13 protein-coding genes are annotated in these 13742 nt (G+C 31.9%); 8 read left to right on the forward strand and 5 right to left on the reverse strand.

What is annotated here, in order from left to right:
- Nucleotides 1–5: 5 nt before the first annotated feature.
- Entirely contained in the window at nt 6–1778 is a 1773-nt protein-coding gene (locus V8G56_RS11410) for a TrkH family potassium uptake protein (protein WP_395438581.1), read from the reverse strand.
- Nucleotides 1779–1911: 133 nt separating this feature from the next.
- On the opposite strand from V8G56_RS11410, the gene V8G56_RS11415 reads away from it, so the two are divergent.
- The 8 genes from V8G56_RS11415 to V8G56_RS11450 all read left to right on the forward strand — a co-directional run bounded on the left by V8G56_RS11415 (nt 1912) and on the right by V8G56_RS11450 (nt 9128).
- The gene (locus V8G56_RS11415) at nt 1912–2523 is read left to right on the forward strand and encodes a TetR/AcrR family transcriptional regulator (RefSeq protein WP_395438582.1); all 612 of its coding nucleotides are present in this window, start codon (nt 1912–1914) and stop codon (nt 2521–2523) included.
- Between the two features lie 4 nt (nt 2524–2527).
- Nucleotides 2528–3778, forward strand: a complete 1251-nt coding sequence (locus V8G56_RS11420) for a TolC family protein (protein WP_395438583.1) — start codon at nt 2528–2530, stop codon at nt 3776–3778.
- Between the two features lie 3 nt (nt 3779–3781).
- The gene (locus V8G56_RS11425; RefSeq protein WP_395438584.1) at nt 3782–4672 is read left to right on the forward strand and encodes an HlyD family secretion protein; all 891 of its coding nucleotides are present in this window, start codon (nt 3782–3784) and stop codon (nt 4670–4672) included.
- Between the two features lie 49 nt (nt 4673–4721).
- Nucleotides 4722–5180 carry an OsmC family protein gene (locus V8G56_RS11430; protein WP_395438585.1) on the forward strand — a complete coding sequence of 153 codons (459 nt, stop codon included), beginning with the start codon at nt 4722–4724 and terminating at the stop codon, nt 5178–5180.
- A gap of 6 nt (nt 5181–5186) precedes the next feature.
- Nucleotides 5187–6089, forward strand: a complete 903-nt coding sequence (locus V8G56_RS11435) for an ABC transporter ATP-binding protein (RefSeq protein ID WP_395438586.1) — start codon at nt 5187–5189, stop codon at nt 6087–6089.
- Nucleotides 6090–6093: 4 nt separating this feature from the next.
- Nucleotides 6094–6816 (forward strand): ABC transporter ATP-binding protein, encoded by a 723-nt coding sequence (locus V8G56_RS11440; RefSeq protein ID WP_395438587.1) that lies wholly within the window; start codon nt 6094–6096, stop codon nt 6814–6816.
- A gap of 84 nt (nt 6817–6900) precedes the next feature.
- Nucleotides 6901–8007 (forward strand): ABC transporter permease, encoded by a 1107-nt coding sequence (locus V8G56_RS11445; RefSeq protein ID WP_395438588.1) that lies wholly within the window; start codon nt 6901–6903, stop codon nt 8005–8007.
- Nucleotides 8007–9128, forward strand: a complete 1122-nt coding sequence (locus V8G56_RS11450) for an ABC transporter permease (protein ID WP_395438589.1) — start codon at nt 8007–8009, stop codon at nt 9126–9128. The genes V8G56_RS11445 and V8G56_RS11450 overlap by 1 nt, the downstream gene beginning before the upstream one ends.
- A gap of 195 nt (nt 9129–9323) precedes the next feature.
- Here V8G56_RS11450 and V8G56_RS11455 read toward each other — a convergent pair whose 3' ends face one another.
- From V8G56_RS11455 to V8G56_RS11470, 4 genes are all read right to left on the reverse strand, one after another.
- Nucleotides 9324–10139, reverse strand: coding sequence for a DMT family transporter (locus V8G56_RS11455; RefSeq protein ID WP_395438590.1), 816 nt, complete (start codon nt 10137–10139; stop codon nt 9324–9326).
- 57 nt (nt 10140–10196) lie between these two features.
- Nucleotides 10197–11225: an agmatine deiminase family protein gene (locus tag V8G56_RS11460; RefSeq protein ID WP_395438591.1), complete on the reverse strand. Its 1029-nt coding sequence runs from the start codon at nt 11223–11225 to the stop codon at nt 10197–10199.
- Nucleotides 11225–12112, reverse strand: a complete 888-nt coding sequence (locus tag V8G56_RS11465) for a carbon-nitrogen hydrolase (RefSeq protein ID WP_395438592.1) — start codon at nt 12110–12112, stop codon at nt 11225–11227. Before V8G56_RS11465 ends, V8G56_RS11460 begins: the two co-directional genes overlap by 1 nt.
- Before the next feature lie 72 nt (nt 12113–12184).
- The gene (locus tag V8G56_RS11470) at nt 12185–13735 is read right to left on the reverse strand and encodes an SDR family NAD(P)-dependent oxidoreductase (RefSeq protein ID WP_395438593.1); all 1551 of its coding nucleotides are present in this window, start codon (nt 13733–13735) and stop codon (nt 12185–12187) included.
- Between the last annotated feature and the right edge of the window lie 7 nt (nt 13736–13742).

A 13742-nucleotide genomic window follows, 5' to 3' on the forward strand; every position in this document is an offset into this window, starting at 1 on the left:
TATTTTTAATTTATGGTAATTTCCTCTTTTGGATATCTGTAATTTTTTTCTTTAACTTTTTTTATCACTGCGATGAGTATGGAAAGCATGCTCACTCTACCCACAAACATAACTCCTATAATTACAAACTTACTTATGGTACTGAGTTGAGCTGTAATTCCTAAACTTAATCCTACCGTACTATATGCTGAAAAACATTCAAAAGCAATATCTAACAAACTTTTTTCTTTATCAAAAATAGAAATTAACATAATAGCCATACCAATGACTAATAAGGATAATGAAATTACAGCAAAAGCTCTTCTCACAGATATATCAGCAATTTCTCTTCTATAGACTTCAATTTTATCTTTTCCTTTTGCTAAACTTATAAAATTAAGAATGGCAATTGCAAATGTGTTTGTTTTAATACCACCACCGGTAGAAGCTGGCGAAGCTCCAATCCACATTAACAAAAAGATCATCATAACCGTTGAAAAACTTAAAGCGCTCATATCAATAGTATTAAAACCAGCCGTTCTTGGCGTCGTTGCGCCAAATAATGCCGTAATAAACTTGCCAAGACCATGATGATCTGAAAGTACATTATGATATTCACTTATAAAGAAACCGATAGTGCCAATGATCGTTAATGAAAGCGTTGTTACTAATGTTATTCTGCTATTTAAATTTAGGATCCAGGGTATATATGGATGTTTTTTGTTACTAAAATTTAATACTCGTTTAAGTAAGAAATACTTTAAGTACTTTAAAATATTTACGACAATTGGAAAACCAAGTCCCCCCAGAACGAAAGCTAAAATTATGACCGTTTGTAAAAAATAGTTGTATTTAAAACCACTTTCAAATAAATTATTAGGTAGGGTTGAAAAACCAGCATTACAAAAGGCGGAAATTGAATGAAATACTGAGAAAAATAATTGATCTCCAAAAGTTTTAAAAAGCGTTCTATTAATACTTAAGTATATTAGCAGAGCAGCAACAAGTTCTATGGAAAAAGTAATAACTAAGATTCTTTTTAAAGTAGAAAAAACTTCTCCTAGTTTATTGGAGCCTGTTACATCACTTAAGGTCAATTGATTTTCATAGGTTGAGCCACCTTTGAAAAAATAACTAAAATAGCTCGCAAACGTAAGAATCCCTAAACCTCCAATTTGTATGAGTATTAAAATAATGGCCTGACCAAAAATTGTAAAGTAACTTCCTGTGTCCACAACAATTAAACCTGTTACACAAACAGCGCTTGTAGATGTAAACAAAGCATCTATAAATGACAGGCCTTCATACGTTGCATTAGGTAACATTAACAATAAAGACCCAATAAATATAATTACTAAAAAACTGACTATAAATAACTGTGCTGGGTTTAAAATAGCTCTTTTGAAGTTAATATTTTGTTCAGAAAATTCTCGAATAAAAGTGAGAATGATGGCAAACTTCACCCAATTATCATTATACAAAAACGTTAAATGTTGATGTGCCTCCTCTGAAAAGAAGTGAATATAAAGCACTACAAAAGAAATTATGATACTAATAATATCGAATATTAAAACACTTCGCTTAATTATCTTTTCTTTAAGTCTATATCGTAAAACAGACGAAAAAACACCTAGTACAATAATTACAAAATAAAAAGCATTTAAAAAGATCTGAACATCAGATGATTGGTCATAGCCATAATCAAATACAAATAAGAATAAACCAAGAAAACTTATGACAAATACAAATCGATAAAATAGTTTTAAAATATTGATATGAGTGAAGTTAGAATTAATCAAAATTTATAGCTTAAAATAACACAACAAAAATAAGTTTTAATGCTTTACTCAAATATATTAATCCTTAAAATATTTGAGAAGTAGAATAAAATATCTAAATTTGTTAACCATTTGGTTAAACCAATTAGTTAAAATGAAAAAAATAAAGGATGACACTTCAGAAAAATTAATTCTTAATGCCGCCAAAAATATTTTTATAAAAAAAGGTATGGATGGTGCCAGAATGCAAGAAATAGCTGATGAAGCAGGTATTAACAAAGCACTACTGCATTATTATTTTAGAAACAAACAACAATTGTTTGAAGCGGTTTTTATGACTGCCTTTTCCCTATTAGCTCCCCAATTAAATGGTATTTTAAATGATGATTCATCCATTGAGGAAAAAATAATAAAATTTACTTCTAACTATATTTTATTTATGAGTGAACACCCTTACTTACCAAGTTTTGTTATTCAGGAAATTAACAGAAACCCAGAATTCATAATACATCTGAAAGAAAAACCAGAGTTTCCAAATACTGAAAAATTCAAACAGCAAGTAGAAACTGAAGTTAAAAATGGTGTTTTAAAACCTGTTGACGCAGAACAACTATTTGTTAATGTTATTTCAATGTGCATTTTCCCTTTTATGGGTAAACCTCTCATAAAAGTGTTTTTAAATGCAGATGATGACCATTTTAATAAACTTATGGAAAACAGAAAAACAGAGGTTTCAAGTTTTATAATCAATTCAATTAAAGCATAACAATATGAAAAAAACTTCTTTTTATTTTGTTTTACTTATTACTTCCGGACTTTTTGCTCAAGATCATTTATCATTAACTCAATGTTATCAATTAGTTGATAAGAGTTATCCTTTGGTAAAACAAAAAGAACTTTTAGAAACTCAAAATAAAATTGATTCTGAGATCATAACGAACAAATCCTTACCTCAATTAAGTATTGAAGCCCAAGCAACCTATCAATCTGAAGTAACTGAAGTACCCATACCTGGTTCAGGAATTGAATCACTCAATAAAGATCAATACAGAACGACTGCAACTCTAAGCCAATTAATTTATAACGGTGGATTCATTGATGCTTCTTTAGAAGCAAAATCAATTGCCTTAAAAGTACAGCAAAAACAGGTTGAAGTTAACATCTACCAACTTAAAAAGCAGATCAACCAATTATATTTTTCAATTTTATTACTACAAGAGAAAAAGTATTTATTAAATGCTAAAAAAGAGCAGTTGCTATCCAGAATTAAAGAAGTGAAATCAGGAATAGAATACGGAACGATTCTACCAGCTTCAGATAAGGTTTTAGAGGCAGAATTAATAAAAATAAAACAACAATTTACAGATATTGAATTTAATAAGATAAGCTTGTTTGAATCCTTATCTTCTTTAATAGGACAAGACTTAGAAACCACTTCTGTTTTAGAAAACCCTGAATTTAATCTCAATATTGAAAACACGATCTCCAGACCAGAATTGGAATTATTTCAATTGAAAAGAGATGAGATTGATGCCAACCAACAAATTATTTCCAAACAAATGGTACCAAAGCTATCTGGTTTTGCAACTGGAGGTTATGGTAACCCAGGATTAAATATGTTAGACAATGCTTTCAAAAGTTTTTATACCGTTGGAGTAAAACTTAATTGGAACGTATTTGATTGGAATTCAAACAAAAAAGAACGAGAATCTTTATTAATTAATAAAGATATCATTAATAATGAAGTTGAGATTTTTAATTTAAATATCAACATTGAATTACGTCAGCAAGAATTTGAAATGAAAAAAATTGAAAGCTTTATAACATCTGATTATGAAATTATTGAATTAAGAAAGCAGATTTTGCAAACTGCCGAATCTCAATTAAAAAATGGGGTGATTACATCATCCGCTTACATCACACAACTCACCAATTTATTTGAAGATGAAACCAATTTAAAAACACACAATATTCAACTATTATTGGTAAAAGCTAACTATAACATCACAAAAGGATTATAAATCATGATTACAACAATCAAAAACATAATTGCATTAGGACTAATTGCTTCTGCCCTACTATCCTGTGGAAATGGAAATGATAAAGCGGACGGTTATGGCAATTTTGAGGCAACTGAAATCACTGTTTCTGCTGAAAATAATGGCAAATTAGAAATGTTTAATATTGAAGAAGGACAGCATTTAGAAAAGGATTTTTTTATAGGTTATATTGATACCATTCCGTTAAGTTTAAAACATGAACAATTAAAAGTTTTAAAGGATGTTACCATTTCAAAATCGAAAGGCGTATTGTCTCATATCAACGTGTTAAATGCCCAATTAACATCCGCTAAAATCAACCAAAATAGAATAGTAAACCTTATAAAAGATAACGCAGCAACACAAAAGCAGTTGGATGATGTAAATGGAGAAATTAATGTTATTAAACAACGGATTTTAAGCATTGAAATTCAAAATGCTCCTGTCGTTAATGAGTTAAAAAACATTGATATTCAAATAAAACAAGTCGAGGATCAAATTAATAAAAGCAAAATTATCAACCCCTTTAAAGGTACGGTTCTAATTAAATATGCCGAACCAAACGAAATTACTTCTTTTGGAAAACCACTTTATAAAATTGGCGATTTAAGCACCATGGAACTGCGTGTTTATATTAGTGAAACGCAACTTGAAAGCGTCAATATTGGTCAGGAAGTTACTGTTAAAATTGATTCTGAATCTGGTTTAAAAAGTTATAAAGGAATCGTTGCCTGGGTAGCCTCTGAAGCTGAATTTACACCTAAAATCATTCAAACCAAAGATGAGCGTGTTGCTTTAGTTTACGCCGTTAAAATCAATGTTAAAAATGATGGCGGTTTAAAAATAGGAATGCCTGCAGAAATGTGGTTAGATTAGTAAAAATGAATACAACAAATATTTTAAAAATAAATTAAATAATAATACAATGGATCAACATGTTTATAACGTCAACATTGCTTGGCAAAAAGACCGTAAAGGAGTTATGTGTTCACCTGAACTACATAAGAATGAAAGTACTGAAATGAACTGTATAGAGGTGGCGACACCTCCAGAATTTGAAAAAGGAATGCCAAACATTTGGTCTCCAGAACATTTATTTACTGCGGCTGTAAGCAGTTGCTTAATGACTACTTTTTTAGCCATTGCCGAATATTCAAAATTTGAATTTATAAGTTTTAAATGTGGATCAAAAGGAATTTTGGACAAAGTAGATGGCAAGTTTGTCATGACAGAAGTGTTGTTGTTTCCAGAGGTATTTATTGCTGATGAAAGCCAGAAAGACAAGGCTCTTCGCATTCTTGAAAAATCTGAAAAAGCCTGTTTAATATCAAATTCCATTACTTCTAAAGTTACAATGGAGTCTAAAATAACGGTCCAAAATTAATACTTGGTGAGTATTACCATAAATCATATCAGTAAATCCTATAAAAATGTTGAGGCATTAAAAGATATCTCTTTTGATGTTAAAGCAGGCGAATTGTTTGGTCTTATTGGTCCAGATGGCGCCGGAAAAACAACACTGTTCAGGATTCTAACCACCCTATTAATTGCTGATACAGGCAATGCTACTGTTTCAAATTTTGATGTTGTAAAAGATTATAAAAAAATAAGGAATTCTGTAGGCTATATGCCAGGTAAATTTTCACTATATCAGGATTTAACCGTTGAGGAAAACCTGAATTTTTTCGCAACAATTTTTGGGACAACCATTCAGGAAAACTATCATTTAATAAAAGATATATACATTCAAATAGAACCTTTTAAAAATCGCAGAGCAGGAAAACTTTCAGGGGGAATGAAACAAAAACTTGCTTTATGCTGCGCACTAATTCATAAGCCAGAAGTACTTTTTTTAGATGAACCAACAACGGGAGTTGATCCGGTATCGCGTAAAGAGTTTTGGGATATGTTGAAAAGATTGCAACAAACGGGTATTACTATTTTGGTTTCTACGCCATATATGGATGAAGCGGCTCTATGTGATAGAATTGCCTTTATTCAAAATGGGGCTATTTTAGAAATTGATACACCAAAAGCCATTGTTAATCATTTTTCAAAGACACTTTATAATATTAGTGCTGACAATATGTACCAATTAATGGAAAGTCTTAGGTTTTATAAGCATACTTTTAGTGTTTATCCTTTTGGTGAATATGTTCATTATTCTGATAATAGAATGAATATGAACCCTGATGAATTAAATGACTATTTACAGTCAAAAGGTTTGAAGGAAATAACAATTGAAGTAATGCGACCTACCATTGAAGATACTTTTATGGCTTTAGCAAAATAATTTTATGGAAAACGTCATTGAAGCTAACAATTTAACAAAATCATTTGGCGCTTTCACAGCAGTTAATGCTATTTCATTTCATGTGAAAAAAGGTGAAATTTTTGGATTTCTTGGGGCTAATGGTGCCGGAAAAACAACAGCAATGAAAATGTTAATTGGGATATCCACTCCCTCTTCTGGAGCAGCTACAGTTGCAGGTTTTGATGTGTTCACAGAAGCAGAATCTATCAAGAGAAATATTGGCTATATGAGCCAGAAATTTGCGCTTTATGATGACTTAACTGTTAAAGAAAACATCACTTTTTTTGGAGGTATATATGGGTTGACAAGAGCCGCTATTAAAGAAAAAACCCAAGTGCTCATTGATGAGTTAAATTTAGAAAATGTAGCGAATCAACACGTAGGCTCCTTGCCCTTAGGTTGGAAACAAAAGATATCTTTTTCAGTGGCCTTATTACATAATCCTAAAATTGTATTTCTTGACGAGCCAACAGGTGGCGTTGACCCAATTACGAGACGACAATTTTGGGAAATGATTTACAAAGCCGCGCATCAAGGCACTACCATCTTTGTAACAACTCACTATATGGACGAGGCGGAATACTGTGACCGAGTTTCCATTATGGTTAATGGAAAAATTGAAGCTTTGGATACTCCAAAAAACCTCAAAAGAACATATGAAGTAGATAGTATGAATGATGTTTTTTTAAAATTGGCTAGAGGATGAAACCTTTAAGACTAATATTAATCAAAATGAAAAATAATCACTTGGATGTTCCATGTAACAGATGAAAAACAATAAAAGGAATATATGAAACTGTTTTTAGGATTTGTAAAAAAGGAATTCTACCATATCCTTCGAGATAGGCGCTCATTATTCATTTTATTTGGCATGCCTATTATTCAAATATTACTCTTTGGTTTTGCAATAACCAATGAAATTAATAATGTGAATATTGCCATATTTGACCATTCCAAGGATATAACTACTCATGAAATTATTAATAAAATTTCAGCATCTTCATATTTCAGTATCAACCAACTTATTGTCAATGAAAAGGATATAGAATCGGTTTTTAAAAAAGGAAAGATAAAGGCAGTTTTAATTTTCGAAAAAGATTTTAATAAAAAACTTATCACTAATAAAAATCCGACTGTTCAAATAATCACAGACGCAACGGATCCAAATACAGCAAATACCATTTCAAATTATGTAAATGCCATTATACAAACTTATGTCAAAGAAATAAATAAGGATACTCCCATCGTTTATCAAATAAACGCGCAATCACATATGGTCTATAATCCTGAATTAAAAAGTGTTTTTATGTTTGTTCCAGGCGTTATGACAGTTATTTTAATGTTAGTTTCTGCCATGATGACCTCAATTTCAATCACCAGAGAAAAAGAATTAGGAACCATGGAAATCTTACTGGTTTCTCCTTTAAAACCTATTCAAGTCATTGCTGGAAAAGTTATTCCATACGTTTTCTTATCTGTAATTAATGCGATTGTCATTATAGTTTTGAGCATTTTTATATTTAAAATGCCGGTTCAAGGAAGTTTAATTTTATTAGGATTTGAAAGTGTTTTATTTATTATCACGGCATTGGCTTTGGGCATTTTGATTTCAACAGTTTCTGCAACTCAACAAACAGCAATGATGATTTCATTAATGGGCTTAATGCTTCCGGTAATTATTTTATCTGGTTTTATTTTTCCCATAGACAGCATGCCACTTCCATTACAAATTATTAGCAACATCATCCCAGCTAAATGGTTTATAATCATCTTAAAAGCGATTATGCTAAAAGGAGTTGGTATTATCTATATATGGAAAGAAACCCTCATTTTATTATCTATGACCTTATTTTTTATTGTTTTAAGCACTAAAAAATATAAAATCAGATTAGAGTAATGAAGATATTAGGTTTTATAATTCAGAAGGAGTTTAAGCAAATCTTTAGAAATAAAGGCATGTTACCTATTATCTTCATAATGCCTTTAATTCAGCTAATTATCCTGTCTAACGCAGCAACTTTTGATATAAAAAATATCAAATTCTCCTATATTGATAATGACCATACTTCTTATTCCAGAAACTTAATTAGCAAATTTGATGCTTCAAAATACTTTCATGTTATTACAGATTTTCCTAATGAAAATGAAGCCAATTCAGCTATGTTAAATGGTGATATCGACGTTGTTTTAGAAATCCCACAACATTTTGAACGCGATTTAACAAAAGATAAGTTTACTAATCTGAGTGTGACTATTAATGCTATTGATGGCGCTGCTGCAGGTGTTGAAAGCGTCTATATAAACCAAATTATTCAGAGTTACAATAAACATATTAAGGTAAACCTAATGCAACCTGAAGATGCTCAAATAACCCCTTTGAATATTAATACTATACCGTCTTTTTGGTATAATAAAACACTTAATTATAAAACATTTATGGTTCCTGGAATCTTAGTTTTATTAGTGACCATGATCACATTATTTCTATCTGGTATGAACATTGTTCGTGAAAAAGAAATTGGGACCTTAGAACAAATCAATGTCACCCCTATCAAAAAAAGTCAGTTTATTATTGGAAAATTATTTCCTTTTTGGGTTATAGGTTTAGGCTTATTAAGTATTGGTTTAATAATAGCTAAAATTTTGTTTAATGTCCCTATTATTGGTAATCTTGGCTTGATGTATTTGTATACCTCTATTTATATATTAGTGATACTTGGTATTGGATTATTTATTTCAAACTTTACGGATACCCAACAACAAGCTATGTTTATTTCATGGTTTTTTATGGTTATTTTTATTCTTATGAGTGGTTTGTTTACACCTATTGAAAGTATGCCCAAATGGGCCCAAATAATAACAGAATTCAATCCAATAAAGTATTTTGTACAGGTTATGCGTATGGTGATGCTAAAAGGATCAGGTATTATTGATATTTTACCCCAATTGCTAAAAACAATACTATATGCATTTATAATGAATGGCCTGGCTGTTTGGAGTTATAAAAAAACTATTTAGATCCTTAAAATAGAAAAATGGACTGGAACTTCTATAGTATATTGAATTTGTGCAATAACCAGGTGTTTTTGGTCCTGATAAAATTCATGAATTATCAGAACGTTGGAAAATGTAAATAAATTTATTTTTTATTGTATCGCCAGATGATGGATGAATTTCACTATAAATTGCATAAATTAGGTGAAGTAAAACTGATTATTTAGAAGTTCCCTTATATAAAACATTTAAGATCAAGCCTCCAATTATAAGAGCAATTCCCAGTAAACTCCAAAAGGTATAAACTTCACCAACCCAAAAAAGACCAATAAGTAACGTGAAAATGACTTCAATGTATTTTAATGGTGCCACTTGGTTTGTTGAGGCAGTTTGAAAAGCTTTAGTCATATATACTTGTCCGAAGTATCCAAATACTCCCAAACTAAATAATAATACCCATTCTATGCCTTTTGGGGTTACCCAATTACCAATTGACAATATGCCTCCTGTAATGGTCGCTATTACCATAAAATAGTTCACCACAACCACAGGGTGTTCGCTTTTTCCTATTTTACATATTATAATATATACAAATCCACTGAATACTGAGGCTACCAAAACTAAGAAAAGACCATAGCTGCTGACATTTGTGTCGAATCCCTTTAAAATCAGAACTCCTGAAAATGCCATGATAAAAAACAGCCATTGTAATGGTTTTACTTTTTCCTTTAAAAATATAATGGCAAAAAAAGTAGCAAAAATGGGCGCTATATATCTTAAAGAAACTGCGGTTCCCACTGGTAAATATTTGATTGACATAAAGAAAAAAGTCATTGAGGTAACACCAACTAAACCTCTTAATATCAGTATTTTATTATTATTTCCAATAATTGGTATTTTATTTTTTATAAGAAATCCGAAAGTAAAAAACAAAGAACTTATGGATCTAAAAAATACGATTTCATGTGCGTTAATAGCAACCAAATACTTGACTGTAACATTCATACAAGCAAATGCCAAAGTACTTATAATCATAAATTTTATGGCATTTCTAATCTCCACTCGTTACATAGCTGAATTTGAAAATAATTACTATTCCGGTATTTGCTGACTCAAACAATGTAAGGTCCCGAACCCCCATATTAAATCTATGGCACTAATGCCTATTACTTCTCTGGTAGGAAAACAGTTTGCAATAATATTTAAGGCCTCTCTATCATGAACATCATTAAATGTTGGTACTAATACGCATTGGTTTAAAATTAAAAAGTTGGCATAACTCGCGGGAATATGAATGCCATCAAATAGTAAAGGTGTTGGCATAGGTAATTCGACAATCTTTGGTGATTTTCCATTTTCTAAAACCGCTTTTTTTAGACGCTTTAAGTTGTCTTGAAGCGGCTTGTAATTTTTACTTTTAGGATTTGATTCAATCACAGTTATAATAGTGTCTTCATTCACAAACCGGCATAAATCGTCAATATGACCGTGTGTATCATCACCAACTATACCATCGCCAACCCAAATGACATTACTGATTCCTAAATACTCCTTAAATATAATTTCATAATCAACTTTCGTGAAATTTTTATTTCTAATTTGAATGGTTGGATGCAGTAAACATTCTTCTGATGTTATTAAGGTGCCTTTACCGTTTACATCAATGGCTCCTCCTTCCAAAACAACAGGTTTCCCTTTATACATAACCTGTGTTAGTGGCATGTTTAAATGATTAGCAACTTTTGATGGCACTAACTTATCCAATTTAAAATTATTGTACTTCGCCCAGCCATTAAAATTAAAGTTTAAAGCTTCGCGTTTATCACCATTTTTCACGATAATAGGACCAGAATCGCGCATCCAACTTCTGTTGGTTTTATGAATAATGAAAGAAATGTTTTTAATATTTACATGGGCAGTTTCAAGCATGCCTTCCACTTTTTCTTTAAGCTTCTTATCTGCAACTACTAAAAAAACGGTTTCTATTAATGCTGCTTTTTTAATAAATTCAACAAAAGCCCATTGGATTGCACCGTATTTTCCCGGCCAATCATTACCATTATGTGGAAAGCAAAGTAATAAACCCTGTTGCTTTTCCCATTCCGCAGGAAATCTTCTCATTAGTCTATGGCGCGTTTAGTTATATCTCCAAAAGCATCAATACGTCTATCTCTGAAAAACGGCCAGTTTTGACGTACATTTTCTTGCAAATCTAAATCGACTTCGGCAATAAGTATTTCTTCTTTGTCATGTGAAGCCTGCGCTAAAATTTCTCCTTGAGGACCACAAATAAAAGAAGCTCCCCAAAATTCTAAACCATCCGTATTAGGTAAATACTTTTCTAGTCCTATTCTATTTGCCGCAGCTACATAAACGCCATTCGCAACAGCATGTCCTTTCATAACATTCATCCAGGCACCATATTGATTCACTCCATATTCCTCTTTTTCTTTAGGATGCCAACCTATAGCCGTAGGGTAGAATAAAACATCCGCACCTTTTAAAGCTGTCAGTCTTGCTGCTTCAGGATACCATTGATCCCAACAAATAAGAATACCCACATTTCCTTTTTTTGTTGTATTGGATTTAAACCCTAAATCCCCTGGTGTAAAATAAAATTTTTCATAAAAATGGGGATCATCTGGAATATGCATTTTACGATATAACCCTGCCTCCGAGCCATCGGTATCCAGTATATAAGCACTATTATGGTAAATACCAGACATACGCTTTTCAAAAAAAGGAACAATAATGACGACGCCCAATTCCTTTGCTAAAGTACTAAAGGCATTAAAAGAAGTGCTGTAAAGTGGCTCTGCTAATGAAAAATTATTGGTGTCTTCACTCTGGCAAAAATAATGACTGCTATAAAGCTCAGGTAATGAAATCACTTCAGCTCCTTTTTTTGCAGCTTCTTTCACCCAACTTAAACATTTCTTTAAATTGTTTTCTGGTTTGTCATTTAAATTAAGCTGGATGACGGCTATTTTATAGGTTCTATTTCCCATGTATTTAGATTAAGAATACAAAAATAGTTATTTAGATTCGAATAGATAAATTGTAAATCAAATTCCATTAAATCACCAATCTATAGGTCGGTAATCTTTTAAAAATTTACCACACCAATGCTTGCCTGTATTTATACCGTCAAAAAGAGGATCCATGACGCGTGCTGCCCCATCAACGATATCCAAAGGTGGTTGAAAATCATGAACTTCAGCCTTGTGTTTCGCTAAATCAGCCGGATCTTCATCAGTTACCCAACCTGTATCAACCGCATTAATAAAAATCCCGTATTTTGCCAAATCATCTGAAGCCGTATGCGTTAACATATTTAAAGCCGCTTTAGCCATATTGGTATGCGGATGACGTGACTCTTTGTAAAATCTATGAAACTTTCCTTCCATAGCAGACACATTAATAATATGCTTTTTTCCAGTCTTATCCTTCTTCATTATTTCAGAAAGTCTGTTACAGAGTACAAAAGGCGCCACAGAATTAACCAATTGTACTTCAATCATTTCTGTGGTTTCAATTTCACCAAGCTTTAAACGCCAACTATTTGTTTTACGCAAATCTACTTGTTGCAAATCAGCATCTAATTGTCCTTCAGGAAATACTTCCTTAGCAACTAATGAATTATCAAAACTATAAGGGATTTGAGAAAGTTTGGCTGATGCTCTTAAGCCAATTCCTGGTTCCGGTCCATGCCAGGTTACAGGCATATTCTGATTAGAAGAAGCACCTGAAGTTAAGACCTTTAATTCTTGTAAACAGCTGTCATGATCAACTAATAAATCTTTAGCAAATTTTGGTAATGACTCCAGTGGTCGTTCTTCATTCTGCATCAAATGTGCATAAAAACCTGCAGGCCTTCTCACTGTTTGAGCTGCATTGTTTATCAGAATATCCAAGCGTTCATATTTTTGCTCAATAAAATTGCAGAAAATCTCGACACTAGGAATGTGTCTTAAATCTAGTCCATGAATTTTTAAGCGATGTCCCCATTCGGTAAAATCTGCCTCTTTCGAAAAACGCAAAGCACTATCCACAGGGAATCTTGTGGTTGCAACGACGGTGGCTCCAGCCCGCAAACACATTAAGGTAATATGATATCCTATTTTTAAACGAGAGCCCGTTATAACGGCTACTTGCCCTCTTAAATCGGCTGTTTGAAATCGTTTAGCATAATTAAAATCACCACAATCCGTGCACATGGTGTCATAAAAATGATGCAATGTTGTAAATTCTGTTTTGCAGACATAACAATTTCTAGGAGATTGAAGTTCAAGTTCCTTTTTGTTTTCTAAATCAACTGGAGATAATAATTTAGGCGCCACGAAAACTACAGATTCTCTTGCGCTTCTAATTCCTGTTTCTTTTCTTGCTGTTCGGTCCTTGGCTGCTAATTTGCGTTTTTCAGCTTTCTTAGCATCCTTTTTCCATTTAACAAACTCCTGTTTATTAGGACGAGACAATTTTCCTGAAGCCTTAATTAAAGCTATACGCTGTTCTTCCGGAATGTCAAAAATTTGATTGGAATTAGAAATCAGTCGTTCTAAAATATCAATACATTTATTTATTTCATCAGAAGAAATTTCAGTATCCCCATTCATATTCTCATTAACCATAGAAAAA

It is taken from the genome of Gaetbulibacter aquiaggeris, from assembly GCF_044003965.1.
GTDB classification, from domain to species: domain Bacteria; phylum Bacteroidota; class Bacteroidia; order Flavobacteriales; family Flavobacteriaceae; genus Yeosuana; species Yeosuana aquiaggeris.